Raw genomic sequence first — 26636 nt, forward strand, 5'->3', positions numbered from 1 at the left:
GTGAGCAGGCTCCGGCGCACCCTCACGCCCTATTTCCTGATCCTGCCGGGCGGGTTGTGGCTGCTGCTGTTCTTCGCGGTGCCGATGGTCACCATGCTGTCGCTGTCGCTGCAGGAGGGCGACATCGTCAACGGCTACGTGTTCACCGGGCACTGGCAGACCTACGTGAACGCGATCGGCGACTATCGCACGCAGATCTTCCGCTCGCTGATCTACGGCGCCCTGGCCACCATCGCGCTGATCGTGATCGCCTTCCCGGTGGCCTACTGGATCGCGTTCCACGCCGGCCGGCGCAAGGCGACGTACCTGTTCCTGTTGCTGCTGCCGTTCTTCGTGTCGTTCGTGCTGCGCACCATCTCGTGGCGGCAGATCCTCACCGACGACGGCGCGCTGCTCGGCACGCTCAAGGACATCGGGCTGCTCGGCCCGTCGTTCCACGTGCTCGGCACCCCGTTCGCGGTCATCGCCGGGCTGGTCTACAACTTCGTGCCCTTCATGGTGCTGCCGGTCTACGTGGCGCTGGAACGGATCGACCCGCGGGTGATCGAGGCGGCCCGCGACCTCTACGCCGACCCGGCCACCGCCTTCCGCAAGGTGATCCTGCCGCTGGCGCTGCCCGGGGTGTTCGCCGGCGTGCTGATGACGTTCGTGCCGGCCAGCTCGGACTATGTGAACTCGGCGGTGCTCGGCAGCTCGTCGACCACCATGGTCGGACAGGTCATCCAGGCGCAATATCTGACCACGTCGGACTACCCGACCGCGTCGGCCCTGTCGTTCACCCTGATGGCGGTGCTGCTGATCGGCGTGTTCGCGTATGCGCGGGCGCTCGGCACGGAGGACGTGATGAAGGTGGCGGCGCGATGACTGCGATTCTCGATTCTCCGGCCGCGCAGCAGACGCCGGGCACAACGCGTCGCCGCCGGATCAACGGCCAGCGCTGGCTGCACGCCTACACCTGGCTGATCATCGCCTGGCTGACCCTGCCGGTGCTGGTGATGATCGCGTTCGGCTTCAACGACACCCCGGGCCGCTACAACCAGACCTGGGACGGCTTCACGCTCAAGTGGTACGGCCGCGTCTTCGGCATCGACGCGCTCACCTCGGCGCTGGTCGTCTCGCTGGTGATCGCGATCGTCACCGCCGTGGTGGCCGGCGCGCTCGGCACCGGCATCGGCTACGCGCTGGGCCGCTACCGGTTCCGCGGCTCCGGCACGGTGAACCTGATCCTGTTCGCCACCATGTCGTCGCCCGAGCTGGTGATGGGCGCGTCGCTGCTGACCCTCTTCGTGTCGCTGGGCGTCGGGCTGGGCACCGCCACGATCACCATCGCGCACATCATGTTCTCCATCTCGTTCGTGGCCGTGGTGGTGCGTTCCCGGGTGCTCACCCTGGACCGCTCGCTCGAGGAGGCCGCGTCCGACCTGGGCGCGACCGGGTGGACGACGTTCTGGCGGGTCACCTTCCCGCTGATCCTGCCCGCGGTCGGCTCCGGCATGCTGCTCGCCTTCGCCCTGTCCATCGACGACTTCGTGGTCACCAACTTCACCGCCGGCACCACCACCACGTTCCCGCTGTGGATCTGGGGCGCCACCCGGGTCGGCCTGCCGCCCCAGGTGAACGTCATGGGCACGCTGATCTTCGCGGTCGGCGTGCTGATCGCGGTGCTCTCCGGGGTGCGGTCCCGGCCGCGCCGCAACCGTGGCTGACGCCCTCGCCGACGCGACCCCGGCGCCGTACTGGCTGGCCCAGCCCGGGGCGCCCGCGGCGGCTCCGCCCCTCGAGTCGGTGATCAGCGCGGACCTGGCGATCGTCGGCGCCGGGTACAGCGGGCTGTGGACGGCGTTGCTGGCCAAGGAGCGCGACCCGGGCCGGGACGTGGTGGTGCTGGAGGCGGGCACGGCGGGCTGGGCGGCGTCCGGCCGCAACGGCGGGTTCTGCTCGGCCAGCCTCACCCACGGCTTCGACAACGGCGCCAGCCGCTTCCCCGCCGAGATGGACACCCTCGAACGGCTCGGCCGGGCCAACCTCGACGAGATCGCCGCGACGCTGCGGCGTTACGGCATCGACTGCGGCTGGGAACGCACCGGCGAGCTGCTGGTCGCGACCGAACAGTGGCAGCTGCGCGCGCTGACCGCGTCCTACGACGACGAGGTCGCCCGCGGGCTCGACGTGACATTGCTGGACCGCGACGAGGTGCGAGCCGAGGTGTGCTCGCCGACCTATCTCGGCGGCGTCTGGGACCGGACCGGCTGCGCCATGGTCGATCCGGCCAGGCTGGTCTGGGGGTTGCGGCAGGCGTGCCTGTCGCTCGGAGTCCGCCTGTACGAGAACACGCCCGTGCACGCCGTCTCCCGCCTCGGCCCGGCCCTGCGACTGGACACGCCACGCGGCGAGGTCTCCGCCGCCCGGGTCGCGCTGGCCACCGGCGCGCACGGCACCCTGCTGCGGCGGCTGCGGCACTACCTGGTCCCGGTCTACGACTACGCGCTGATGACCGAGCCGCTCACCGCCTCGCAGCTCGCGTCGATCGGCTGGGCGCACCGGCAGGGACTCGGCGACGCCGCCAACCAGTTCCACTACTACCGGCTGACCGCCGACAACCGGATCCTCTGGGGCGGCTACGACGCGGTCTACTACCGCGGCGGACGGATCAGCCCGGCCCGGGACCAGCGGGAGGCCACTTTCCGGGTGCTGGCGGCGCACTTCGCGGCCACCTTCCCGCAGCTCGACGGGATCCGCTTCACGCACAAGTGGGGCGGGGTGATCGACGCGTGCAGCCGGTTCAGCGGTTTCTTCGGCACCGCGCACGGCGGGCGGCTGGCCTATGCGGCGGGCTACACCGGGCTGGGTGTGGGGGCGACCCGGTTCGGGGCGAACGTGATGCTGGATCTGCTGGCCGGCGGGCGCACCGAGCTGACCGCGCTGCGGATGGTCCGCAGCAAGCCGGTGCCGTTCCCGCCGGAGCCGATCCGCACCGCCGTGATCGAGCTGACCCGCCGGTCGATCGCGCAGGCCGACCGGCACGAGGGCCGCCGCAACCTGTGGCTGCGCGCCCTCGACCGGATGGGCCTCGGCTTCGACTCCTGATCCCTGTCCGAGACCGGACCGCCGGCAGCGGCGGCGGCCGGGCGTCGCTAGGGTGCGCCGATGAGCTCGACCGAGCGGATCCGGTCCTCGATCCGCTGCGCGTGGTGAGCGGTGATCAGTTCGTCGGCGCCCGCCTCCTTGGCGAAGCTCTCCAGGTATTCCCGCACCTCGGCCGCGGTGCCGACCGCGGTGTAGCGGGTCATCGCCGCGAGCTGCCGCCCGTCCGGCGAGGCCAGGAACGCGTCCACCTCGTCGTCGGTCAGGTCGGGAGCCGGCGCGCCACCGCGGGTCAGCATGCCGCGGGTGCGGGCGCGATAAGCCTCGTTCTTGAGGTCGACCGCCCGGTCGTGGTCGTCGGCGGCGATCACGTTCACGCCGGCGATCACGTGTGGTTCGGCGAGCTGCTCGGACGGCTGGAAAGTGTCGCGATAGACGGCGACGGCCTGGTGCAGCGCGCCCGGGGCGAAATGCGACGCGAACGCGTACGGCAGGCCCAGATGTGCGGCCAGCTGGGCGCCGAAGAGCGACGAACCCAGAATGTAGAGCGGCACCGGCGCGGGCGGCGTCGGCACCGCCCGCACGCCGGGGATGCGGGACGAGCCGGTGAGATAGCCCTGCAGCTCCAGCACGTCCCGCGGGAACGCCTCGGCGGACGAGTTGTCGCGGCGCAACGCGCGCAGCGTGGTCTGGTCGCTGCCCGGCGCGCGGCCCAGGCCCAGGTCGATCCGGTCCGGGTAGAGCGTGCCCAGGGTGCCGAACTGCTCGGCGATCACCAGCGGCGAGTGGTTGGGCAGCATCACCCCGCCGGCGCCGAGCCGGATCGACTCGGTGTGCGCGGCCACGTAACCGATCAGCACCGAGGTGGCGGACGACGCGATGGTGGGCATGTTGTGGTGTTCGGCGTACCAGACCCGCCGGTAGCCGGCGCGCTCCGCGGCCCGGGCCAGCTCGACGCTGGCGGTGAAGCTCTCCCGCGCGGTCTGCCCGGGGGCGATCGGCGCGAGGTCGAGAAGTGCGAGAGGGGTCGCCATCCGTCCATGCTCCTCGCGACCACGCCCGGCGGCGAGAAACGTGATCAGCGGTACAGAACTCAGCCCGCCTGGATCTCGAGGTTGCTGAAGTCGGCCTCCGCGGTGCCGGTCGAGCGGGCGTTGACGACGCCGAGCAGGACCCGGCCGGTGTCGATCTCGACGTTGGCCGAGCCGGATCGCAGCGTTTCGACGCCGTCCACGGCCACCGTCGCGTGCTGCCCGGCGACCGTGATGGAGAGCCGGTGCTGTTCGCCCGGCCGCAACGCCTCGGTCTGCGCCTTGCCGGTGGTGGTCAGGAACGCGCCGTCGATCACCTCCATCACGAGGTGGTCCGCGCACGCGGTGAGCTGGAAGCGGCGGTCGCCGTCGTAGCGGAACCACACCATCGCGCACGAGGCCGGGCCGCCGAGGTTGACGTCCACCGAGATCAGCTGATCGCCCGGGAACAGATCGGCCGGGCCCGGGCACTGGTAGGTCAGCCGGCCCGCCGCACGGGCACGCAGCCGGCCGTTCTCGTAGCGGCAGCTGCCGGTGTCGCCGGCGCCCTCCGGGAAGTTGTCCGGCGCGCTGAGCGGATCGGCGAACGTCGGCCCCTGCTCGGCCAGCGTGACCGCGGTCGGAGTCTGGAAGGCCGGGGCGGACGGCGTCAGCGACTGCGGTTCGTCGTTGGTGCGCGCGTTGGCCACGGTGGCGGCGGCCACCGTGGCCACGAGTAACGCGACCGCCGCATAGATCACCCGGCGGACCAGGGCCTTCGACGGCCGGCGCCGGACCGCCGACTGATGCCGTCCCACCGGCGGCAGGGGCGCGGCCATCGGGGCCGGCTTAGGCCCCTCCGCGATCAGCTGTTCCAGCAGTTGCCGGCCGTCGAACCGGGCGGTGGCCGGGCGCGCGGGCGAGGCCGGCGGCTGCGGCGCGGGCACCGTGACCAGGTGCTGGATCAGCTCGCTCGCGCTCGGCCGGTGCGCCGGGTCCTTGGCCAGCGCCCGGCCGACCAGCCCGGCCAGCGAGTCGGGCAGGTCGGAGAGGTTGGGCTGCGCGGTGAGGATGCGGGCCGCCGTGACCATCGGGGTGTCGCCGCCGAAGGGGCTGCGCCCGGTGCCGGCGTAGGCCACCACCGCCCCCCAGGAGAAGATGTCCGCGGCGGTGGTCATCTCGCCCATCGACGGGTCGAGCCGCTCCGGCGCCAGATAGGCGACAGTGCCCACCACCTGGTCGGTGCGGGTGTGCAGGCTGGTGACCTCGAGGGCGCGCGCGATACCGAAATCGATCACCTTGGGCAGACCCAGCGACAGCAGCACGTTGGTCGGCTTCAGGTCGCGGTGGATCACCCCGGCGCCGTGGATCGCGGTCAGCGCGGCGGCCACCCCGATGGCCAGGCTGTGCAGGTCGCCGGGCGACATCGCGCCCTGGTCGGTGACCACCTCCTGCAGGCTGGGGCCGTCCACGTATTCCACCACCAGGTAGGGGATCTCGTGGTCCGGGTCGGCGTCGACCACCGCGGCGGTGCAGAACGACGGCACCTGCCGCACCCGGTTGACCTCGCTGCGGAAGCGGGCGCGGAACACCTCCTGGTTGGCGTACTCCGCCCGGATCGACTTCACCGCCACCAGCCGGCCACCGGGGTCGCGGCCGAGGAACACCGTGCCCATGCCGCCCTCGCCCAGACGGGCCAGCAGCTGGTGGTCACCGAGCCGCCGTGGGTCCTCGGGCCGCAAGGGCGTAGTGCCCATGTGGTAGCGCTCCCATCCCTGATCAGGGGCGTCCAGGAGGGACGGCGGGCATAGATCATCGCCGTCCCCGTGCGGACCAGGTTACCGGCGGCCGGATCTCCGGCTCGCCTCGACAACTGACCGGTGAGTAGCTTGGCGCTTTTCGACAGTCGAGTTCGATGAACGTCGATTGACTTAGACTGGATGGGCAACTTAGTCTCCGCACATGAAACGGTTGAGGGTCCTCTTCACCGGCGTCGCGGCGGTGCTTCTGGCCGGCGCCGGCATCGTCTCGGCGACCGCTGCGGAGGCGGCCGCCGGTTGTCAGGTCGCCTATTCGGCGCCGAGTCAGTGGCCCGGTGGCTTCACGGCCAACGTCGCGGTCACCAACCTCGGCGATCGGGTCGACGGCTGGCGGTTGAACTGGACCTTCCCGGCCGGCCAGCAGGTCACCCAGGCCTGGGGCGCGACGGTCACCACGGCCGGCGGGGTGACCACCGCGACCAACGTCGGGTGGAACGCGGCGATCCCGACCAACGGCAGCGTGTCGTTCGGCTTCAACGGCTCGTGGAGCGGCAGCAACCCGTCACCCGCCGCGTTCACGCTCAACGGCGTCGCCTGCACCGGCTCGGTGGTGACTCCCCCGCCGACCGACCCGCCGCCCACCGATCCGCCGCCCACCGATCCGCCGCCGTCCGGGGGCGCGATGGCCGCGGTGGCGGCCATGCAGCCCGGCTGGAACCTCGGCAACTCGCTGGACGCCACCGGCGCCGACGAGACGTCCTGGGGCAACCCGCGGATCACCGAGGCGCTGCTGGACGGGATCCGCGCGCAGGGCTTCAAGAGCATCCGCATCCCGGTCACCTGGAGCGCCCACCAGGGCGGTGCGCCCAACTACACGATCGAGAGCGCCTATCTGAACCGGGTGCGCGAGGTGGTCGGCTGGGCGCTGGCCGACGGCTTCTACGTGATGCTCAACGTGCACCACGACTCGTGGCAGTGGATCAACACGATGCCGACGGATCGCACGAACGTGCTCAACCGCTTCACCGCCACCTGGACGCAGCTGGCCGCCTCCTTCCGCGACTCCTCGTCGAAGCTGATCCTGGAGAGCGTCAACGAGCCGCAGTTCACCGGCGGCTCCGGCGACGCCCAGAACGCGCAGCTGCTCAACGAGCTCAACACCACGTTCCGCACGGTCGTCCGCAACTCCGGCGGCGGCAACGCGAGCCGCCTGCTCGTGCTGCCGACCCTGCACACCTCCGCCGACCAGGCCCGCCTGGACGAGCTGTCGGCCACCTTCGCCGCGATGAACGACCCGAACCTGATCGCCACCGTGCACTACTACGGCTACTGGCCGTTCAGCGTGAACGTGGCCGGCGGCTACCGGTTCGACGCCACCGCGCAACAGGACCTCGTCGGCACCTTCGACCGGGCGTACAACGCGTTCGTCGCCCGGGGCATCCCGGTGATCATCGGCGAGTACGGCCTGCTCGGCTTCGACCGGCACACCGGCACCATCGAGCAGGGCGAGAAGCTGAAGTTCTTCGAGCTGTTCGGCTACCAGGCGCGGCTGCGCGGCATCACCACCATGCTGTGGGACAACGGCCAGCACTTCCACCGCACCAACCTGACCTGGAACGACCCCGAGCTGATCGCCATGATCAAGGCGAGCTGGACCACGCGCTCCGGCACCGCGTCGACCGATCAGGTGTTCAGTGCCCGGGCGTCGGCGATCTCCGCGAAGACCGTCACGCTCTCCCTCAACGGCACGTCGTTCGCCGGCCTGTGGCAGGGCGGCACGGAACTGGTGCGGGGCACCGACTACACGGTCTCCGGCGATCAGCTCACGCTGAGCGCGGCGTTGCTCACCCGGCTGAGCGGATCCCGGGCGTACGGGGTGAACGCCACGCTCAGCGCCCGGTTCTCGGCCGGCGTCCCGTGGCGGATCGACCTGCTCACCTATGACGTCCCGGTGCTCTCCGCGACGACCGGCACCACCGCCGCGTTCGCCGTGCCGACCCAGTTCCGCGGCGACCGGCTGGCCACGATGGAGGCCCGGTATGCCGACGGTTCGAACGCCGGCCCGCACAACTGGACGTCGTTCAAGGAGTTCGACGTGGCGTTCGCGCCGGACTACGCGGGCAACCGGATCACCCTGACGCCGGCCTTCTTCGCCGAGGTCAACGACGGCGCCGCGGTCACCCTGACCTTCCACTTCTGGAGTGGCACGCAGCTCACCTATCGCGTCACGAAGTCGGGAAGCCAGGTGACCGGCGGGCTGTCACAGGTACAGGCAGAACGGGTGACCAGCCGGATCCAGCATGACCCGGACCCGGCTCTGCGGCTGGAAGGTGGCCTGCTCCGCGCCGACGGATAGCGCGTGCGCGACCGCCTCGTCCAGGTCGTCCACCTGGATCTCCAGGTGCATCGACATCTGCGGCTTGCCCGGCTCGGCCGGCCAGACCGGGCGCTCGTAGGCCGGCTCGGTCTGGAAGCCCAGGTTGTAGCCGGAGTCGTCGCCGGGTGACACCGAGGCGCCGTCGCCGTCGGAGTCCAGATAGAGCTTCCAGTCGAGCAGGCGCGCGTAGAACCGGGCCAGCTCGCGCGCGTCGGGAGCGCTGAGGTTGACGCCCCACCACTTTTCACGGGTCCGCAGCGGCATCGTCGCCTCCTGGTCGTCGTCTCGGCAGCAGCAGCAGGCCGAGGACTCCGCTGAGCACGGTCGCCGCCCCGGCGACCACCGCGGTCCAGGGTATCGAGGTCGCCTCGGCGAACGCGGGACCGGCCAGCGCGCCGGCCAGCGTGGCGGCCGCCTCCAGGGTGAACATCGCGGCGCTGGTGCGGCCGAGGACGGCGTTGGGAGTGAGCCGCTGCAGGGTGGTCTGCACGGCGCCGAGAGCGGTCGAGCCGGAGATGCCGAGCAGCAGGATGGGCGCCAGGGCGCTGGCCAGCGAGCCGGCCGTGAAGAGCAGCACGAAGCAGACGCCGAGCACGGCCAGCGTGCCGCCCAGCAGATGGGCCGGCGCGACCCGGTCGACCAGCACCCGCATCAGCGGCGCCCCGACCAGGAAGCCGACGCCGAGCACGGAGAGGGCCACCCCGGTCGGGCCACTGCCGCCCCACACCGTCACGCCGTGCGGCACCAGCAACGCGCTGAGCGCGGCGTTGGCGCCGAAGAACAGCGTGTTGACCAGCAGCAACGAGCGCAGCGTGTGGCTCGCGCGGACGAAGGCGAGGCCGTCCCGCAGGTCGCCGACCACCCGGCCCAGGCGTTCGGCGCGGGCCGGACCGCTGATCCGGGCGGTCAGCAGGATGGCCGCCGCGGAGACCAGATAGGTGCCGGTGTCGAGCCAGATCAGCAGGTCGAAGCCGGCCCACACCAGCAGCACGCCACCGAGCGGCGGGCCGATCAGCCGGGCCGTGCCGTCGGTCACCGCATTCAGCGCGTTCGCGCTGCTCAGCAGCGTGCCGGTGCCGACCACGGCGGGGGTGTGCGCCTGCGCGGCGGGCCGGAACAGCACGGTGCCCACGCTCTCCGCGATCAGCGCCAGATAGACCAGCCAGACGTCGCCCGGGTCGCGGACCAGCAGGAGCAGCACGATCGCCGCCGCGCGCAGCAGGTCGGCGGCGATCATCACCCGGCGCCGGTCCCAGCGGTCGACCAGCACCCCGGCGATCGGGCCGAGCAGCACCGGCGGCAGCATCTCGGCGGCCAGCGTCAGGCCGGTCAGGGCGAGCGAGCCGGTCAGCTCGAACACATAGGCCGGCACCGCGACGATCAGCAGCCAGGAGCCGAGAAGGCTGACCAACCGGGCGAACCACAGCAGGCGGAAGTCCCGGACCCGCAGCGCTTCGATCACCGAGAGGCATTGTCCCATCGATCGAGCAGTGCCGTCGCCCGGCGGACGGTGTTGATCCCGAGCCATCGGATCGGCTCCGGTTCCCATCGCCGGGACCGGTGGTTCACCCAGGGCAGCGTCGTGCGCGCGGTCGCCCTCTTCAAGATCAGATCCGCGAGGGTACGCCCGGCGAGGTTCGCCGCCGCCACCCCGTCACCGACGTACCCGCCCGCCCAGGCCGAGGAGTCCCGCAGCCCGACCGACGGCATCCAGTCCCGCGGAATGCCCAGCGGCCCGCCCCACCGGGCGACGATCGGCGGATCGATGCCGAACAGGTCGACCAGCGTGCGGCGCAGCGCCTCGAACACCGCCGGAACCCGGTCGTAGCCGGGATGGATGCGGGAGCCGAAGTGGTAAGGCGCGCCCCGCCCGCCGAACGCCAGCCGGTCGTCGGCGGTGCGCTGACCGTAGATGACCATGCGGCGCTCGTCGCTGAACGTCTCCCGCCGCGCCAGCCCGGCCCGCTCCCAGAACGACGACGGGAGCGGCTCGGTGGCGATCATCAGCGAGTAGACCGGGGCCACCGTGCGCCGATGGCCGGGCAGCGTGGGCCGCCAGGCCTCCAGGGCGTGCACCACCACGTCCGCGCGTACCGTGCCGTGGCTCGTGGTGACCACCCCCGGCGCGGTGCGCAGCACGCGGGTGCCCTCGTGGATCGTGACGCCGGCGCGCTCGACCGTCTCGGCCAGGCCGCGCACCAGCCGGGCGGGGTGCAGCGCCGCGCAGTCCGGGCTGTACACGCCGCCGAGGACGCCGTTGGCACCGCAGACGGCCCGGGCGTCCGCCGCGCTCATCGAGGAGGCGCCGAGCCGGCGCAGCTGGGCCTTCGTGCGGGCGAGCGAGATGGTGCCGCCCTTGGCGTAGTGGCAGTCGATGCCCTCGCGCCCGGCGACCCGGCCGACCTCGTCGACCGCGTCGGCCAGCGCCGGGGCCATCGCGGGCAGCGGCTTCGGGAAGAGGCCGGAGCACCAGCCGCCGTTGCGGCCGGACGCGCCGAAGCCGCAGTACTCCGCCTCCAGTACCACGATCCGCAGCGACGGGTCGAGCCGCGCGAGGTAGTAGGCGGTCCACAGCCCGGTGTAGCCGCCGCCGGCGATCGCCACGTCGAAGGCTCGATCGCCGGGCAGCGCCGCACGCGGCATGATCGGCCCCAGCGAGTCGAGCCAGAACGACTGGCTCAAACAGCGACTTTGCATGGGTTTTCCGCCGCGGGTGGGCTCAAACAGCGACTTTGCATGGGTTTTCCGCCGCGGGTGGGCTCAAACAGCGACTTTGCATGGGTTTTCCGCCGCGGGTGGGCTCAGACGTGTTTCCATGCCTCGCTGAGCACCGAACGCAGGATCTGCTCGATCTCGGCGAAGTGCCGTTCCTCGCAGATCAGCGGCGGGGCCAGCTGCACCACCGGGTCGCCGCGGTCGTCGGCCCGGCAATAGAGCCCGGCCTCGAACAGCGCCTGGGACAGAAAACCGCGCAGCAGCCGGTCGGACTCCTCGGCGTCGAAGGTCTCCTTGGTCGCCTTGTCCTTGACCAGCTCGATGCCGAAGAAGTAGCCGTCGCCGCGGACGTCGCCGACGATCGGCAGGTCGGTGAGGCGCTCCAGATAGGACCGGAACGTGTCGGTGTTCGCGCGGACGTGCCCGTTGAGGTCCTCGCGCTCGAAGATGTCCAGGTTGGTGAGCGCGACCGCGGACGCGACCGGGTGGCCGCCGAAGGTGATGCCGTGCGCGAACGTGGCGGTGCCGTGCAGGAACGGCTCGACCAGCCGATCGGAGGCGATCATCGCGCCCATCGGCACGTAACCCGAGGTCATGCCCTTGGCGCAGGTGATGATGTCGGGCTGGTAGCCGTACTTCGCCGAGCCGAAGAACTCGCCCAGCCGGCCGAACGCGCAGATCACCTCGTCGGAGACCAGCAGCACGTCGTAGCGGTCGCAGATCTCCCGGACCCGCTGGAAGTAGCCGGGCGGCGGGGGCAGGCAGCCGCCCGAGTTCTGCACCGGCTCGAGATAGACGCAGGCGACCGTCTCGGGGCCCTCGAACTCGATGGCCTCGGCGATCCGGTCGGCGGCCCAGACGCCGAACTGCTCGGGCGTCATGTTCTCGTCGGGCCGGCGGTAGTAGTTCGTGTTCGGCACCCGCATGGTGCTCGGCACCAGCGGTTCGAACTGCGCCTTGAGCGCGGGCAGGCCGGTGATCGACAGCGCGCCCATGGTGGTGCCGTGGTAGGCCACCGCGCGCGAGATCGCCTTGGTCTTCATCGGCTTGCCGGTCAGCTTGAAGTAGCTGCGGGCGAGCTTCCAGGCGCTCTCCACGGCCTCCGAGCCGCCGGTGGTGAAGAACACCCGGTTCAGGTCGCCGGGCGCCATCCCGGCCAGCCGCTCGGCCAGCTCGATCGCGGCCGGGTGCGCATAGGACCAGACCGGGAAGTAGGCGAGCTCGGCGGCCTGCTTGGCGGCGGCCTCGGCGAGCTCGGTGCGGCCGTGCCCGGTCTGCACCACGAACAGGCCGGAGAGCCCGTCCAGGTACCGCTTGCCGTGCTGGTCGTAGATGTACGGCCCGGAGCCGCGGACGATGACCGGGACCTCACCGGCGCCCGGACCCGAGTACGCGGACAAGCGCGTGAAGTGCATCCAGAGGTGGTCCCGGGCGGCTGCGGCAAGGTCCTGCGTCATCTCGTTCCCCACGCGTACGTCTGTTTGGCGAGCTTCAGATACATGAACGTCTCGGTCTCGGCGACCCCCTGCACCGCCCGGACCTTGTCGTTGAGCAGGTCCAGCAGGTGCGCGTCGTCCGTGCAGACCAGCTCGACGAGCAGGTCGAACCCGCCGGCGCAGATCACCACGTAGTCCACCTCGGGGATGGTCGCCAGTTCGTCGGCCACCGAGCGCAGGTCGCCGATCACCTTGACGCCGACCATCGCCTGCCGGGCGAAGCCGAGCGTCAGCGGGTCGGTGACCGCGACGATCTGCATCAGCCCGCCGTCCAGGAGGCGCTGCACGCGTTGACGAACCGCGGCCTCCGAGAGTCCGATGGTCTTGGCCAGCGCGGCGTACGACATCCGCCCGTCACGCTGCAGGTGCTCGATGATCTGCTTGTTGATGTCGTCCAGCGCCAGGTCGGTCACGCCGCGATTGTGCCCGCGCCCCCGAGGCCTGGCAATGGAATCAGTGGTCGGCTTTGTGTCACTCGATTGAATCCGTTGCGGCGCTGCATGTACATACGTTTATCGCAGCTTTTTCGGGCCTTGACAAGTGTTTCCGTGGCCACAACGCTCACCTGACACGGTTTCGGTTCTATGAGGTGGCATGCGCATCCTTCTGATCGGCGCCGGCGGTGTGGGCGCTGCGGCGGCCGGCATCGCCGCCCGCCGCGAGTTCTTCGACCTGTTCGTGGTGGCCGACCAAGACGAGGGCAAGGCCGCGGCGGCGGTGCACGACGACCGCTTCCGATCAGCTCGGGTGGACGCCTCCTCGGCGGCCGCGGTGGCCGCGCTGTGCCGCGAGCACGAGATCACGCACGTGCTGAACGCGGTCGACCCGCGGTTCGTGCTGCCGATCTTCGAAGGGGCGCTGGCCGCCGGTGCGGACTATCTGGACATGGCGATGTCCCTGTCCCGGCCGCACCCCGAGGAGCCACTCCACAAGACCGGCGTGAAGCTCGGTGACGAGCAGTTCGCCGAGGCCGGCCGCTGGCGGGCGGCCGGCCGATTAGCTCTGGTCGGGATCGGGGTCGAGCCCGGTCTGTCGGACGTGTTCGCCCGCTATGCCGCGGATCACCTGTTCTCCCGGATCGACGAGGTCGGCATCCGGGACGGCGGCAACCTGGTCGTCGAGGGCTACGACTTCGCGCCGTCCTTCTCGGTGTGGACGACGATCGAGGAGTGCCTGAACCCGCCGGTGATCTTCGAGAAGGACCGCGGCTGGTACACCACCGAGCCGCTGTCCGAGCCGGAGACGTTCGACTTCCCCGGCGGCATCGGCCCGGTCGAGTGCGTGCACGTCGAGCACGAGGAGGTGCTGCTGATCCCGCGCTGGGTGGACGCCCGCAAGGTGACCTTCAAGTACGGGCTCGGCAAGGAGTTCATCGACGTCCTGAAGACGCTGCGCAAGCTCGGCCTGGACCGCACCCAGCCGGTCACCGTCGGCGGCATCGAGGTGTCGCCGCGCGACGTGGTGGCGGCCTGCCTGCCGGACCCGGCCACGCTGGGCGACCGGATGACCGGCACCACCTGCGCCGGCACCCTGGTCACCGGCCTGGGCCCGGAGGGTGAGCCGCGCTCGGTCTACCTCTACCACCTGGTCGACAACGAGTGGTCGATGCGTGAGTACGGCGCCCAGGCGGTGGTGTGGCAGACCGCGGTGAACCCGGTGATCGCCTTGGAACTGCTCGCCGCCGGCGCCTGGACCGGCATCGGTGTGCTCGGCCCGGAGGCGTTCGACGCCGAGCCGTTCCTGGCCAAGCTCGTCGAATACGGAACGCCCTGGGCGCTACGCGAGCATTGACATCCTCTTCGCCCAAAGGACGGAGATCCCTCCACGCTGCACGTGGAACACGCCGCGTCCGGGTGGGTTACCGCTTCAACGCGCTGCGCCGGGACAAGTCTTGGCCGCCGTGATGATCTGTTTGGACAACACCCCGTCGGACAGATACGCCTCGCCGATCTCCCGAGCCGCCAGTCTTGCCCGCAGCCCGTCGTTGAAAACCACCCGCGCACATCCGAACGCTCGAGCCAGCGAAGCCCGCTGACTCGCTGTCGGATAGACCCGGTAGTTGTAACGGAGCTGCACAGGCGCACCTTACGACGGTCTATGCCCGGGTTCGAACATCCACGCCGATAGCCGCTGCGTTTGCTGTGCAGGCTCATTTGGTCTCAGGAAGGCACAAGGTCGAGCCGCTCACGGAAATTCACCCTAGCCCTGAAGGCCCGAAACCTGGAGCGACCGCCGAACGATGCCGATCCCCCGGTCGAGGTCGTCGTCGCCGATCACCAGCGGCGGCAGGAAGCGCAGCACGTTGCCGTAGGTGCCGCAGGTCAGCACCAGCAGGCCGGCCTCGTGACAGGCCTTCGCCGCGGCGGCCGCGCGGACCGGGTCGGGTTCGATCGTGCCCGGCCGGACCAGCTCGATCGCGACCATCGCGCCGCGCCCGCGGACATCGCCGATGCCCTGGTCGTCGATCGCCCGCAGCCGCGAGAGCAGCCGGTCGCCGATCCTGCGGGCGGCCGCCGCCAGGTCCAGCTCGCGCATGGTCTCGATGGCGGCCAGGGCGGCCGCGCAGGCGATCGGGTTGCCGCCGTAGGTGCCGCCGAGCCCGCCCGCGTGCACCGCGTCCATCAGCTCGGCGCGGCCGACGACGCCGGCGATCGGCAGCCCGCCGCCCATCCCCTTCGCGGTGGTCACCAGGTCGGGTTCCACGCCCTCGTGCTCGCTGGCGAACCAGGCCCCCGTACGGCAGAAGCCGGTCTGGATCTCGTCCGCGATGAACACCGCACCCGCCGTGCGGGACCACTCGGCCAGCGCGGGCAGGAAGCCCGGCGCGGGCTCGACGAAACCGCCCTCGCCCTGGATCGGCTCGATCAGCACCGCCGCCACGTTGCCGCTGCCGACCTGTTTCTCCATCACGTCGATCGCGCGGGCGGCCGCCTGGACGCCGGTCAGCCCGCCGTCGCGCAGCGGGTAGGACATCGGCGCGCGGTAGACCTCCGGCGCGAACGGCCCGAACCGGTGCTTGTAGGGCATCGCCTTCGCGGTCAGCGCCATCGTCAGGTTGGTGCGGCCGTGATAGGCGTGGTCGAACACCACGACGGCCTGCCGCCCGGTCGCGTGCCGGGCGATCTTCACCGCATTCTCCACCGCCTCGGCGCCCGAGTTGAACAGCGCCGCGCGCTTCTCGAAGCCGCCCGGGGTCAGCTCGATCAGCTGCTCGCAGACCGCCACGTAGGACTCGTAGGGCGCCACCATGAAGCAGGTGTGGGTGAAGCGCTCGGCCTGGGCGCGGACCGCCTCGACCACCCGCGGCGCCGCGTTGCCCACCGAGGTGACCGCGATGCCGGAGGCGAAGTCCAGCCACTCCCGGCCGTCGACGTCGCGCATCGACGCGCCGCTGGCACTGTCCACGTAGGACGAGATGACCGAGCTGACCCCACGGGCGACCGCGGCCGACCGGCGCTTCTGGATGTCGTCGGAGGTCGGCACGGTCACTCCCCCACGTGGTGCATGACGTGCTTGACCCGGGTGTAGTCCTCCAGGCCGTACACCGAGAGGTCCTTGCCGTGCCCGGAGTGCTTGAACCCGCCGTGCGGCATCTCGGCGACCAGCGGGATGTGGCAGTTGACCCAGACGCAGCCGAAGTCCAGCCGCCGGGTCATCCGCATCGCCCGGCCGTGGTCCTTCGTCCAGACCGACGACGCCAGGCCGTACTCCACGCCGTTCGCCCAGCGCGCGGCCTCGTCCTCGTCGGTGAACTTCTGCACGGTGATCACCGGGCCGAACACCTCGTCCTGGATGATCTCGTCGGTCTGGCGCAGGCCGGAGACCACCGTCGGGGTGTAGAAGTAGCCGCGGTCGCCCTGCCGCGCGCCGCCCGCGTCGAGGGTGGCGTGGTCCGGCAGCCGGTCCACGAAGCCACTGACCCGCTCGAGCTGGCGGGCGTTGTTCAGCGGGCCGTAGAGCACGTCCTCGTCGTCGGCCGCGCCGGTGCGGGTGCCCCGGGCCTGCTCGGCGAGCGCGGCCACGAAGTCGGTGTAGACGCCGGGTCCGGCCAGCACCCGGGTCGCCGCCGTGCAGTCCTGCCCGGCGTTGAAGTAGCCCGCCTCGGCGATCGCGGCGGACGCGGCCTCGATGTCGGCGTCGTCGAAGACCACCACCGGCGCCTTGCCGCCGAGTTCGAGGTGGGTGCGCTTGAGGTCGGTCGCGGCGGCGGCCGCGACCTCCATGCCGGCCCGGACCGAGCCGGTGATGGAGACCATCTGCGGGGTGCGGTGCGAGACCAGCGCACGGCCGGTGTCGCGATCGCCGCACACCACGTTGAGTACGCCCGCGGGAAAGAACTCGGCCGCGATCTGCGCCAGCAGGATGCTGGTGACCGGCGTGGTGTCGGACGGCTTGAGCACCACCGTGTTGCCGGCCGCGATCGCCGGGGCGATCTTCCAGACCGCCATCATCAGCGGGTAGTTCCAGGGGGTGACCTGGGCGCACACGCCGACCGGCTCGCGCCGCACGTAGCTCTCGTACCCGGCCAGGTATTGCCCCGCGGAGCGGCCCTCGAGCAGGCGCGCGGCGCCGGCGAAGAACCGGATCTGATCGATCGCCGGCGGCAGCTCCTCGCTGGCGGTCAGGCCGAGCGGCTTGCCGGTGTTCTGCGACTCGGCGGTGACCAGCTCGCCGGCCCGCGCCTCGATCGCGTCGGCGAACTTCAGCAGCGCGCGCTGGCGGTCGCTCGGCGTGGTGTCGCGCCACGTCTCGAAGGCGTCCGCGGCGGCGGCCATCGCGCGATCGACGTCGGCCTGGCCGGAGACCGGGGCGGACGCGAACACCTCGCCGGTGGCCGGATCGATGAGGTCCTCGTAGCGGCCGTCGGCGGGATCCACCGACTCGCCGGCGATCACGTTCTGCAGCACGGTTTTCGCGGTCATGGCGACATCTTTTCACTGATTCCGTCGCTGGCAAGGGGTCAGCACGGGCTGTTCCGTCGCAGTGCACCTTATGCCCGACTCACCCGTTCGAGTGCCCCACTTGCTAATGACAATCGTTTCCAACAGGATGGTGCCCGTCCCCGAGACATCCCACCGAAAGGAACCGCATGTCGCTCACCGTCTCCCCCGACCTGCTCGCCACCGCCGAGCGGGGCGAGGTCTCCGACGCCGAGTTCGTGGACTGCGTCCGCACCTCGCTGCCGTACGCCTGGGACGTGATCAGCTCCGTGATGACCGACCTGAAGAACGGTGGCGGCGACTTCGCCGACCACGAGGTGCCGCCGCCGTCCGACGTGGAGCGTGGCCAGCTGCTGCGCGCCCTGGCCAGCGACGCCATCCGCGGCGGGCTGGAGCGGCACTTCGGCGCGAAGCTGGCCTTCCAGAACTGCCACCGGGTCGCGGCGTTCTCCTTCGGCGCCGTCGGTGACCAGCGCTACCAGGCGTTCGTGTCGCCGCGCGGCCAGCTGCTGAACCAGTCGCCGGAGCTGCGCAACTGCTGATCGGCCGCAGGGCTTGCCGGGCGGGTGGTGTCGGCCACCCGCCCGGCTACTTTTCTTGGCATGAGCGATGACGAGCTGATCGACGTGGTGGACGAGCAGGACCGGGTGGTCGGCCAGGCCCGGCGGGCCGAGTCCTACGCGCGACGGCTCCGGCACCGCTGCGCGTTCATCCTGGTCCGCGACTCGCAGGATCGGATCTTCGTGCACCGGCGCACCGCCACGAAGGCGGTCTTCCCGTCCGCCCACGACATGTTCGTCGGCGGCGTGGTCGGCGCCGGCGAGAGCTACGACGAGGCCGCCTGGCGCGAGGCCCGCGAGGAACTGGGGGTGGACGACCTGCCGGCCCCCGAGTTCGTCTTCAAGTTCCTCTTCGAGACCCCGGAGCACGCCTGGTGGTCGGCGGTCTACCAGGTCAGCTGGGACGGTCCGGTCCACCCGCAGGCCGAGGAGGTCGCCTGGCACACCTTCCTGACCGAGGCCGAGATCGACGAGCGCCTGGCGAGCGGCGACTGGGAGTGGGTCGACGACGGGCTGGCCGCCTATCGCGAGCTGCGCGGGCGGTAGCGAAACACCTTTTCGGCGAACCAGCCCGACTCGGGCCGGCCCGCGCGCCGGTTGACGACGGGCGCCGAGGTCACCGGCAACACCGTGGTCGGCGGCGGCGAGTCGTCCGCGGTCTACATCGGCGGCGGCAGCAAGAACATCGAGGTCAGCGGCAACACGATCAGCGCGGCCGGCACGGCGGTCAAGGTCGCGAACCCGTTCGGCGTGGGCGCCAACTCCGGCGTCTCCATCACCCGGAACTCGGCCCACGGGGTCTTCAACGACCCGGCCTCCGGGGCGCCGGCCAACGCGACCTGCAACTGGTGGGGTTCGCTGAGCGGACCGGGCGGTCCTGGAACTCCGGGTCGCGCACGAGGACCGAGCCGTCCATCGGCTGGAGTGACTGGTCAGTCAACGGGCGTGTCGCGCCACCCGCTGCGCGGGATTCAGGTCGGCGACCAGGGCGGCCAGCGCCGTGGTGATCGGCACCGACGCGACCAGCCCGATCGTGCCCACCGCGCTGCGCAGAATCTCCTGCGCCAGGAACTCGCCGGTCAGCAGCTCCCCGATCGGCTGGCTGCTCGCCGCGATCAACAGGAGCAAGGGCAGAGAGGCTCCGGCGTACGCCAGGACGATCGTGTTCACCGCCGAGCCGACGTGCGCCCGGCCCACCCGGATGGCCGCGGAGTACAGCCCCCGGCGGGACCGGGCGCCGCCCGCGGCCATCTCGGCGACCGTGACGGCCTGGGTCACTGTCACGTCGTCCAGCACGCCGAGGGCGCCGATCACGATGCCGGCCAGCAGCAGCCCGCGCAGGTCGAGATCGCCCACGGACGCGGACAGATAGATGCTGTCGTCGGTGCCCGCGCCGCTCAGGTTCAGCAGGCCGGTGAACGCCGCGCCCAGCAGCCCGGTGAGCACCAGGCTGGCCAGGGTCCCGGCCACCGCCACCGAGATGTGCACGCTGACACCGTGGGTCAGATAGAGCGCCGCGAACATGATCGCCGCCGCGCCGACCACGGCCACCAGCAGCGGCGGCGAGCCGTCCAGGATCGCGGGCAGCACGAAGAACAGCAGGATCGCGAAGGACACCGCCAGGCCGGCCAGCGAGGTCAGCCCGCGCAGCCGCCCGAAGGCCAGCACCACGGCCACGGTCAGCGCCACCAGCCAGAGCAGCGGCGTCGAGCGTTGCAGGTCGACCACCGAGTACGAGCGCCCGCCGGGCACCGCGTCCGGGTAGTACAGCAGCACCACGTCGTCGCCCACCTCGAGCCGCGGCGCGCCCGGCCCCTGCGGCAGGTCGACGGTCTGCTCGGTGTCCGCACCCGGCCCGTCGGTGATCCGGACCTGAGCCGAGCCGCAGCGGCCGGCCGGGCACTGCTGCTCGGTCACCGCGACCACGGTGCCCAGCGCACGCTCGCCGCCACCGGCCGCCGGCGGGGTGGTCTCGACCCGGCCGGGCCAGAGCACGATCAGCGCGATCAGCGTGAGCAGGGCGGCCGGGACGAGCACCGCGGTGACGATGCGGCGGGTGCGCCGGGACGCGGCGGGCGGGGACGCGGCGTGCGCGTGCGCGTGGGTCACTTCCGTCGGGCCGGGTCGTTCCACGCCTCACGCAGCTCCCGCTTGGTGGTCTGCCACCACTCCTTCAGGTCGGCGCCGAAGTCGCGGAAGTCGCCACGCAGGTCGTCCATCGCCCAGACGAAGCCGGGGTCGTCGAGGCGGATGCCCATCCGTTCGGCGAAGCCCAGCAGCCACAGCACGACCACCAGCCCGAGCGCCACCACCGGCAGCGGGGACGCGACCGTCACGGCGTACCAGACGAGGAGGGTGACGATCGCGATCACCGTGCCCAGGCCGCCGAGCGCGGCGCGGCGCAGCAGCCGCGGCGCCAGGCGCAGGCACCGCCAGGGCAGCGTGCCGGCCGGGATCAGCACTCGCGCGGCCAGGCCGGTGGCGCCGAGCGCGACCGCGGCCGCGAACAGCCGGGCGAACTCCCAGTCGAGGTGCGCCGGGATCATCACCAGCAGGACCGCCGGGGCGAGCCACTTGCGCAGCCCGCTGAGCAGGCTGCGGATCGGCCAGGTCATCGAGATCACATCGGGGCGCGCCGGGTCGTCGCGGGCCACGCCGTGCAGGCCGCGCATCGATCGGCCGACCTTGAGCCGCTCGGCGTCGAGCATCGCGACCAGCCACCGGCCGTAGGTGTTGGCCGGATCCTGGGCCAGCGCCTTGCAGGCGGCGTCGAAGGCGGCCTCGCGGTCTCCCGCCTCCCGTTCCACCGCGGCCAGGGTGAGCAGGCTCTCCACCGAGTCCGGCGCCAGCTCCAGCGCCTGCCGGGCCGCGGCGCGAGCCGGTTCGGCCTTGCGATCTGCCGAGTACGCCCGGGCCAGCACCCGATGCCCGGCGGGATCGTGCGGGGCCAGCCGCGCCGACTCCAGCGCCGCCGTGATCGCCGCCGCCGTGCGCAACAGCGCGATCAGGCTCTCCGCGCGCTCGGCGTGCGCACCGGCCAGCTCCGGATCGGCGGCCAGCGCGGCGTCGCAGGCGTCCACCGCCGACGGGTACTCCCGCCGCATCCGCAACACGAATCCCAGCAGCACCAGCAGCTCCGGGTCGGCGGGCGCGGCGGCCAGGCCGTCGCGCAGCAACCGCTCGGCATCGTGGTAGCGACCGGTCTCGGCGAGCCCACGCGCCTGCCGGTAGGTCGCCGCTTCGGTCATGGGTTGCGATTATGCCTCGCCCGGTTGAGGTTTCCGGCGCGGAAGGGCTCAATTCGGCGTCCGGCGGCCGATGTTTGCCCTTGCACCCGGGCGGACCGGGCGCGGTGGAGGGACGACGAGATGCGCGCGCTCTGGGCCACGGCCCTGCGGTTCGGCCGGAACGGGATGGAACCGATCCTGGTCCTGGCCGTGGTCGCCGGGCTGCGCGTGTTCGGCCTCTCCGGCGACACGCCGCTGTGGCTGATCGCCGCCGCGCTGATCGCCGGCACCGTCTGGCAGCAGCCCGGGGTGCAGAGCCGGCTGTCCGGCGGCGTGCCGGGCGGGCGGCTGTGGCTGCGCGTCGTCCTGCACGTGCTGCAGACCACCGCGGTCATGTACATGGTCGGCTGGGGCGCGCTGCTGGCCGTCGCACACCTGCACATCTTCACGCTCTACCTCAAGGAGGACGGCTCCCGCTCGTGGAAGCCGCTGGCCGTCAGCAGCGCCATCTCCCTCGGGCTGGGCGAACTGGCATTCGCCGGCGGCCTGCTGAACAGCTATCTGCCACTCCCGCAGGGTCACGGCGTCTCGCTGCTGATCGCCCTGGGCACGCTGACCACGGCCCGGGTGATCGGGCACTCCACCGAGATGCGGGAGCGGGCCGAGGGCGCGTTGCGGGCCAGCGAGGAGCGCTTCCGGGCGCTGCTGCGGGACGGCTCGGAGGTGGTCACGATGTCCGAGGCGAACGGCACGGTGACCTACGTGAGCCAGGCGATCGCCCAGGTGATGGGCTGGTTCCCGAACGACGTGGTGGGCCACCGCCTACGCGAGTACGTGCACCCGGACGACGTGCTGGCGGATGCCGAGCTGCACGAGCGGGTGCTGGCCGGCGACGGCACCACCGAGCACGCCGCCGAGATGCGCTACCGGCACGCGGACGGCGGCTGGCACTGGCACGAGGTGATTCTGCGCAACATGCTCGCCCACCCCGAGGTGCACGCGGTCGTCGGCCACCACCGGGACATCACCGAGCGGCGGGCGGTGCAGGACCGGATCGCGTACGCCGCCGCGCATGACAGCCTGACCGGGCTGGCGAACGGGCCGACGCTGACCCGCGACCTCGAGCGCGCGCTGGCCCAGGGCACCCGCTACCAGTACCCGGTCGGGATGCTCTTCCTGGACCTGGACGGCTTCAAACAGGTCAACGACACGTACGGGCACGACGTCGGCGACCAGCTGCTGCACACCATCGCGGAGGTGGTGCGCGGGACCGTGCGGGACACCGACACCGTGGGCCGGCTGGGCGGCGACGAGTTCGGCGTGGTGCTGAGCCGGGTCGGCGGCGCGGACGAGGCGATGGCCGTGGCGCAGCGCATCATCGAGGGCATCGACCAGCACCGGTCGGTGGCCGGCCTGCGGCTCGACGTCGGTTGCAGCGTCGGCGTGGCGATCGCCTTCCCGGGCGGCAGCGACGCGAAGACCATGCTGCGGCACGCGGACGCGGCGATGTACCGCTCGAAGCGCCGCGCCCGCAACGGCTTCCAGCTCTACGTCGAGGACAACCTCGAAGCGCCCTGGCTGCAGCCCTGAGGTCTCTCAGCCCGGTCGGCGGTAGCCGGCGATCGGGCCGCGGTCGATGGTCGCCATGCGCACGTGGTCACCGGTGTGCGGCGCGTGCACGACCTCGCCGCCGCCGATGTAGATGGCCACGTGATGCAGGCTGCCCGGGTAGTAGAACACCAGGTCGCCGGGTTTCAGCTCGGCCCTGGTGACGGCCCGGCCCTCGCCCCACTGGTCGCGGGTGTAGTGCTCGAGGTGCACCCCCACGCTGGCCCAGGCGGTCTTGGTGAGCCCGGAGCAGTCGTAGCCGCCCGGTCCCTCGGCGCCGAAGATGTACGGCTTGCCGATCAGGTCACAGGCCTTCTGCGCGGCCCGCCCGCCCTTGTCCCGGGTGTAGGTGACCGGGCACGGGCCGGTGCGGAACGCCCCGTCGTCGGCGCTGCTGCCATAGGCCTTGATCCGGAGCTTCTGCAGCTCGCCGATTTTCTTCTCGATGCCGGCCTTGCTGCGGGCCAGCCCGGCGTCCTGGGTGGCCAGGGTCTGGGTCAGCGTGTCCAGGTCGCGCTTGTCCCCGCTGAGCTTGTCGCGCAGCTCGGCGACGTCCTTGACCTCGGCGCGCTGGTGCTTCGCGTACTGGTCCAGGAACATCAGCTTGTCGGTGAGGCCGGTGGTGGTCCCGGTCATGATCATGGCGCGCATCGCGCTGGGCGACCCCTGCATGTACGCGTCCGCGGCCATCCCGCGCACCTGCGCCATGGCGACGTTGACCTCGATCTCGAGCGGGGTCAGCCGCTTCTGGATGGCGGCCAGGTTGCGGCGGTTGGCGATCAGCTTGTTGTGCACGTTGTTGTACTGCTCGATGACCGGCTCGAGCTTGTTCCACTCGGCGTCGATCTGGGCCTCGACGCCGGACGGCGTGGGCTCGGCGTGGACCGGGGCGACCGGCGCGACGATGACGGCCGCGGCGGCGGCGAGAACGACAAGCAGGCGGCGCACGTGGGGGCGGATCCCTTTCTTCCCTCAGCCGCCGACCGGGTTAGCTGACGGGTTCGCGAGGGAAGCGCTCGCGGCCGCAGACTCTGCGGCTTCACCCCAACTGCTCGGGTCCCCGATGCACGCACGGAGCGTGATTAGGCGGTGGCCCGTCAGGTCGGCCGGTGTGGACGACGGGGGACTGCCGAGCCGCGGACCACCGTACCCGGGTTGCGGTTGATCGGAAACGCGGCCGCCCGGTGTCACTCACAGTGGCCAGCGGTTGACCGCGGCACTGAGCCACGGGACCACCACGACGACCGTCGGCAGGACCAGCAACGCGACTGCGGCGGCCACCACGAGCAGGGTCAGCGCGGCCGATCGGGGGTGCGGCGCGGCCAGCCGGTCGAGGCGCCGGCGGCGGTCCTCCCCCGCGCCTTCGTCGCTCAGCCTGGCGAGCGCGCCGGCCACCGGCGCGGCGCCCTCGCGGTCGGTGGCGGCGTCGTCGGCGACCATCTCCAACAACAGGTGTACGGCGTCCAGCGGCGCCCGCGATCGCAGCGGCCGCGGCACCGCCCGGTAGAACGCGGTGAACGACTCGCGGACCAGCTCGTGCCGGTGCCGCAGGTGCGCCTGCTCGTGCGCGATCACCGCGGCCACCTGAGCGTCGTCCAGCACGTCCAGGGCGCCGCCGGTGAGCACCACCCGCGGCGAGCGGCCGGCCACGCAGTAGGCCAGCGGCTGTGCGCCGTCGAGCACCCGCAGGCCCTCGACGTCCAGGCCGTGGCGCTTCTCCGCGGTGTCCAGCAGATCCACCAGCAGGCGGTGCCGGGCGCGGCGGGCCCGGGATCGCCACATCACGCCGGCCAGCGACACCAGCAGCCGCAGCACGATCACCGCGGCCACCGCCAGGGCGCCGATCAGCGCGACGGTGGCCGCCCGGCGGCCGCTGCCGGCGGCGCGGATCAGCTCCTCCGGGCCGGCCAGCACCACGCCCAGCGCGCACAGCACGCCGGCCAGGGTGATCGCCTGCCAGAGCAGCACGGCGGCGGCGGGCGCCCGGTCCGGCCAGCGGGCGCCGGCCAGCACCCCGGGCACGACCAGCGACAGCGTCAGCCCGAGCGCGCCCAGGAGCAGGGCGGTCACTTCTGCCGGGCCGCCTCGATCGCCGCCGCCAGGGCGTCGGGCGAGAGCTGGCCCACGAAGTACGCCAGGGCCGCGTCCTGGTCGGGGGTGTCGCCGAGCGCGTCCAGCATCAGCGCCGCGGTCATCTGCTCGCGGGTCTGCGCGGGCAGGTAACGAAAGGCGCGGCCGTCCCGCTCGCGGGTCACCACGGACTTCTTGGCCAGCCGGTCGAGCACCGTCATCACCGTCGTGTAGGCCAGGTCGCGGCCGCTCAGGCGCTCGTGCACCTCGCGCACGGTCAGCGGCCCGCCGGCCTCCCACAACTGCGTCATGACCTCACGTTCCAGGTCTCCCAGCGCCATGTGAGCCATCCTACTGCACGACGTAGTACTACTCGTCGTAGTATCTACTACAGGACGTCGTAGAGGAGTCTTCCATGGACGTGCTGGACCTGACCCGGCTGCAGTTCGCCGTCGTCACGATCTACCACTACTTCTTCGTGCCGCTGTCGATCAGCCTGGCGGCGATCGCGGCCGGACTGCAGATCGCGTGGCTGCGTACCCGTGAGGATCGGTTCTTGCGGTTGACCAAGCTGACCGGGAAGTTGCTGATCGTCACGTTCGCCGTGGGGGTGGTGACCGGGCTGGTGCAGGAATTCCAGTTCGGCATGGGGTGGAGCGCGTTCGCCCGCTTCTACGGCGACGTGTTCGGCCCGACCCTGGCGATCGAGGGGATGCTCGCGTTCTTCCTCGAGGCCACGTTCCTGGCGCTCTGGTATTTCGGCTGGGACCGGCTGCCCCGCATGGTGCACCTGGCGACCATCGTGATCGTGGCGATCGGCACGGTGCTGTCCGCGTTCATCATCCTGGCGGCCAACTCGTTCATGCAGAACCCGGTGGCGTACGAGCTCGACCCGGCCACCGGGCGCGCGCATCTCACGTCCTTCGCCGAGCTGTTGACGAACAAGGTGAACCTGGCCGCCTTTCCGCACACGCTCGCCGGTGCGGTGATGGTCGGCGGGGCCTTGATTCTCGCCATCGGCGTCTGGCAGCGGCACGCTTCCTTGATCTTCCGCACCTATGCCCGGCTCGGCGCGTGGCTCACCCTCGCCGGCGGCGCGCTCACCGCGCTCACCGGCGACCACCTCGGCAAGGTCATCACCGAGGTCCAGCCGATGAAGATGGCCGCCGCCGAGGCGCTCTACGAGACCACGACGGGCGCGCCGTTCTCGGTGTTCGCGGTCGGCGGGCTGGACGGCGGCCGGCCGTGGTTCAGCCTGGAGATCCCGTGGCTGCTGTCGATCCTGGCCAAGGGCTCCCCCGGCGACACCGTGCAGGGCATCGACGATCTCCAGGCTCTTTACACCTCGGAATATGGACCAGGCAGCTATGTGCCGATGATTCCGGTCGCCTTCTGGTCGTTCCGGCTGATGATCGGGATCGGCATGCTGGCCGCCGCGGTCGCGCTGCTCCATCTCTGGACCAGCCGCAAGGGCCGCACCCCGCACCGGCTGCTGCTGCGCTGGCTGCCGCTGATCCCGCTGCTGCCCACCGCGGCGAACTCGCTCGGCTGGATCTTCACCGAGACGGCCCGGCAGCCGTGGCTGGCGTTCGGCATCTCCAAGGTCGGGGACGGCATCTCGCCCGGGCTGACCAGCGCCGAGGTGATCGCGTCGCTGATCGGGTTCACGGTGGTCTACGGCGTCCTGGCCGTGCTGTGGCTGCGCCTGATCCGGCACGTGGCCCGATCTGAACTCATCCCTTCGGATTCGCCGAACGTCACCGAATCCGCCACCGTCTACTGAGGAGTC

25 protein-coding genes and 1 riboswitch are annotated in these 26636 nt (G+C 71.4%); of the genes, 9 read left to right on the forward strand and 16 right to left on the reverse strand.

Annotation, left to right across the window (positions count from 1 at the left end; all coding sequences use genetic code 11):
* Genes ACZ6TI_RS15675 through ACZ6TI_RS15685 form a run of 3 tightly spaced genes read left to right on the forward strand, consistent with a single transcriptional unit; the run spans nucleotide 1 to nucleotide 3087 of the window.
* Entirely contained in the window at nucleotides 1-864 is an 864-nt protein-coding gene (locus ACZ6TI_RS15675; RefSeq protein WP_465345730.1) for an ABC transporter permease, read from the forward strand.
* Nucleotides 861-1706, forward strand: a complete 846-nt coding sequence (locus ACZ6TI_RS15680) for an ABC transporter permease (protein WP_465345731.1) — start codon at nucleotides 861-863, stop codon at nucleotides 1704-1706. Before ACZ6TI_RS15675 ends, ACZ6TI_RS15680 begins: the two co-directional genes overlap by 4 nt.
* Nucleotides 1699-3087, forward strand: a complete 1389-nt coding sequence (locus ACZ6TI_RS15685; RefSeq protein ID WP_465345732.1) for an NAD(P)/FAD-dependent oxidoreductase — start codon at nucleotides 1699-1701, stop codon at nucleotides 3085-3087. The genes ACZ6TI_RS15680 and ACZ6TI_RS15685 overlap by 8 nt, the downstream gene beginning before the upstream one ends.
* 47 nt (nucleotides 3088-3134) lie before the next feature.
* Here ACZ6TI_RS15685 and ACZ6TI_RS15690 read toward each other — a convergent pair whose 3' ends face one another.
* Both ACZ6TI_RS15690 and ACZ6TI_RS15695 read right to left on the reverse strand, forming a co-directional pair.
* Nucleotides 3135-4118 carry an LLM class flavin-dependent oxidoreductase gene (locus ACZ6TI_RS15690; protein ID WP_465345733.1) on the reverse strand — a complete coding sequence of 328 codons (984 nt, stop codon included), beginning with the start codon at nucleotides 4116-4118 and terminating at the stop codon, nucleotides 3135-3137.
* 59 nt (nucleotides 4119-4177) lie between these two features.
* Nucleotides 4178-5851 (reverse strand): serine/threonine-protein kinase, encoded by a 1674-nt coding sequence (locus tag ACZ6TI_RS15695; protein ID WP_465345734.1) that lies wholly within the window; start codon nucleotides 5849-5851, stop codon nucleotides 4178-4180.
* Nucleotides 5852-6056: 205 nt separating this feature from the next.
* Between ACZ6TI_RS15695 and ACZ6TI_RS15700 the strand changes: the two genes are divergently transcribed.
* Nucleotides 6057-8210, forward strand: a complete 2154-nt coding sequence (locus tag ACZ6TI_RS15700) for a cellulase family glycosylhydrolase (RefSeq protein ID WP_465345735.1) — start codon at nucleotides 6057-6059, stop codon at nucleotides 8208-8210.
* Here ACZ6TI_RS15700 and ACZ6TI_RS15705 read toward each other — a convergent pair.
* The 5 genes from ACZ6TI_RS15705 to ACZ6TI_RS15725 form a co-directional block, all read right to left on the reverse strand.
* On the reverse strand, nucleotides 8115-8495 hold the full coding sequence (locus ACZ6TI_RS15705; protein WP_465345736.1) for a VOC family protein: 381 nt from the start codon (nucleotides 8493-8495) through the stop codon (nucleotides 8115-8117). The genes ACZ6TI_RS15700 and ACZ6TI_RS15705 overlap by 96 nt on opposite strands.
* Nucleotides 8476-9693 (reverse strand): MFS transporter, encoded by a 1218-nt coding sequence (locus ACZ6TI_RS15710; RefSeq protein WP_465345737.1) that lies wholly within the window; start codon nucleotides 9691-9693, stop codon nucleotides 8476-8478. Before ACZ6TI_RS15710 ends, ACZ6TI_RS15705 begins: the two co-directional genes overlap by 20 nt.
* Entirely contained in the window at nucleotides 9690-10928 is a 1239-nt protein-coding gene (locus tag ACZ6TI_RS15715) for an NAD(P)/FAD-dependent oxidoreductase (RefSeq protein WP_465345738.1), read from the reverse strand. The genes ACZ6TI_RS15710 and ACZ6TI_RS15715 overlap by 4 nt, the downstream gene beginning before the upstream one ends.
* 104 nt (nucleotides 10929-11032) lie before the next feature.
* The gene (locus tag ACZ6TI_RS15720; protein WP_465345739.1) at nucleotides 11033-12403 is read right to left on the reverse strand and encodes an aspartate aminotransferase family protein; all 1371 of its coding nucleotides are present in this window, start codon (nucleotides 12401-12403) and stop codon (nucleotides 11033-11035) included.
* A complete protein-coding gene (locus tag ACZ6TI_RS15725; protein WP_465345740.1) occupies nucleotides 12400-12855 on the reverse strand; it encodes an Lrp/AsnC family transcriptional regulator in 456 nt (151 codons plus the stop codon). Before ACZ6TI_RS15725 ends, ACZ6TI_RS15720 begins: the two co-directional genes overlap by 4 nt.
* Nucleotides 12856-13036: 181 nt before the next feature.
* Here ACZ6TI_RS15725 and ACZ6TI_RS15730 point away from each other — a divergent pair, with 181 nt between their 5' ends.
* Nucleotides 13037-14233: a saccharopine dehydrogenase family protein gene (locus tag ACZ6TI_RS15730; protein ID WP_465345741.1), complete on the forward strand. Its 1197-nt coding sequence runs from the start codon at nucleotides 13037-13039 to the stop codon at nucleotides 14231-14233.
* A 75-nt stretch (nucleotides 14234-14308) separates the two neighbouring features.
* Here ACZ6TI_RS15730 and ACZ6TI_RS15735 read toward each other — a convergent pair whose 3' ends face one another.
* The 3 genes from ACZ6TI_RS15735 to ACZ6TI_RS15745 form a co-directional block, all read right to left on the reverse strand.
* Nucleotides 14309-14518 carry a helix-turn-helix domain-containing protein gene (locus tag ACZ6TI_RS15735; protein WP_465345742.1) on the reverse strand — a complete coding sequence of 70 codons (210 nt, stop codon included), beginning with the start codon at nucleotides 14516-14518 and terminating at the stop codon, nucleotides 14309-14311.
* 123 nt (nucleotides 14519-14641) lie between these two features.
* Entirely contained in the window at nucleotides 14642-15925 is a 1284-nt protein-coding gene (gabT, locus tag ACZ6TI_RS15740) for a 4-aminobutyrate--2-oxoglutarate transaminase (RefSeq protein WP_465345743.1), read from the reverse strand.
* A gap of 2 nt (nucleotides 15926-15927) precedes the next feature.
* Entirely contained in the window at nucleotides 15928-17364 is a 1437-nt protein-coding gene (locus ACZ6TI_RS15745) for a gamma-aminobutyraldehyde dehydrogenase (protein ID WP_465345744.1), read from the reverse strand.
* A gap of 167 nt (nucleotides 17365-17531) precedes the next feature.
* Here ACZ6TI_RS15745 and ACZ6TI_RS15750 point away from each other — a divergent pair, with 167 nt between their 5' ends.
* Nucleotides 17532-17924: an SCO5389 family protein gene (locus tag ACZ6TI_RS15750; protein WP_465345745.1), complete on the forward strand. Its 393-nt coding sequence runs from the start codon at nucleotides 17532-17534 to the stop codon at nucleotides 17922-17924.
* A gap of 60 nt (nucleotides 17925-17984) precedes the next feature.
* Nucleotides 17985-18488: an NUDIX hydrolase gene (locus ACZ6TI_RS15755; RefSeq protein ID WP_465345746.1), complete on the forward strand. Its 504-nt coding sequence runs from the start codon at nucleotides 17985-17987 to the stop codon at nucleotides 18486-18488.
* Nucleotides 18489-18601: 113 nt separating this feature from the next.
* On the opposite strand, the gene ACZ6TI_RS15760 is transcribed toward ACZ6TI_RS15755, so the two are convergent.
* The 3 genes from ACZ6TI_RS15760 to ACZ6TI_RS15770 all read right to left on the reverse strand — a co-directional run bounded on the left by ACZ6TI_RS15760 (nucleotide 18602) and on the right by ACZ6TI_RS15770 (nucleotide 21190).
* Nucleotides 18602-18787, reverse strand: coding sequence for a hypothetical protein (locus tag ACZ6TI_RS15760; protein ID WP_465345747.1), 186 nt, complete (start codon nucleotides 18785-18787; stop codon nucleotides 18602-18604).
* Nucleotides 18788-18878: 91 nt separating this feature from the next.
* Nucleotides 18879-20075 (reverse strand): YibE/F family protein, encoded by a 1197-nt coding sequence (locus tag ACZ6TI_RS15765; protein ID WP_465345748.1) that lies wholly within the window; start codon nucleotides 20073-20075, stop codon nucleotides 18879-18881.
* Nucleotides 20048-21190, reverse strand: coding sequence for a hypothetical protein (locus ACZ6TI_RS15770; protein WP_465345749.1), 1143 nt, complete (start codon nucleotides 21188-21190; stop codon nucleotides 20048-20050). Before ACZ6TI_RS15770 ends, ACZ6TI_RS15765 begins: the two co-directional genes overlap by 28 nt.
* A 120-nt stretch (nucleotides 21191-21310) precedes the next feature.
* On the opposite strand from ACZ6TI_RS15770, the gene ACZ6TI_RS15775 reads away from it, so the two are divergent.
* Nucleotides 21311-22759, forward strand: coding sequence for a diguanylate cyclase domain-containing protein (locus tag ACZ6TI_RS15775; RefSeq protein ID WP_465345750.1), 1449 nt, complete (start codon nucleotides 21311-21313; stop codon nucleotides 22757-22759).
* Nucleotides 22760-22765: 6 nt separating this feature from the next.
* On the opposite strand, the gene ACZ6TI_RS15780 is transcribed toward ACZ6TI_RS15775, so the two are convergent.
* The 3 genes from ACZ6TI_RS15780 to ACZ6TI_RS15790 form a co-directional block, all read right to left on the reverse strand.
* Entirely contained in the window at nucleotides 22766-23725 is a 960-nt protein-coding gene (locus ACZ6TI_RS15780; protein WP_465345751.1) for a C40 family peptidase, read from the reverse strand.
* A gap of 14 nt (nucleotides 23726-23739) precedes the next feature.
* A riboswitch (cyclic di-AMP (ydaO/yuaA leader) is annotated at nucleotides 23740-23876 on the reverse strand.
* Nucleotides 23877-23968: 92 nt separating this feature from the next.
* Nucleotides 23969-24847 (reverse strand): M56 family metallopeptidase, encoded by an 879-nt coding sequence (locus ACZ6TI_RS15785; protein ID WP_465345752.1) that lies wholly within the window; start codon nucleotides 24845-24847, stop codon nucleotides 23969-23971.
* Nucleotides 24844-25188 carry a BlaI/MecI/CopY family transcriptional regulator gene (locus tag ACZ6TI_RS15790; RefSeq protein ID WP_465345753.1) on the reverse strand — a complete coding sequence of 115 codons (345 nt, stop codon included), beginning with the start codon at nucleotides 25186-25188 and terminating at the stop codon, nucleotides 24844-24846. The genes ACZ6TI_RS15785 and ACZ6TI_RS15790 overlap by 4 nt, the downstream gene beginning before the upstream one ends.
* A 74-nt stretch (nucleotides 25189-25262) precedes the next feature.
* On the opposite strand from ACZ6TI_RS15790, the gene ACZ6TI_RS15795 reads away from it, so the two are divergent.
* Nucleotides 25263-26630, forward strand: coding sequence for a cytochrome ubiquinol oxidase subunit I (locus ACZ6TI_RS15795; RefSeq protein ID WP_465345754.1), 1368 nt, complete (start codon nucleotides 25263-25265; stop codon nucleotides 26628-26630).
* Nucleotides 26631-26636: the final 6 nt, after the last annotated feature.

The sequence above is a fragment of the Actinoplanes sp. NPDC051388 genome (assembly GCF_055586225.1).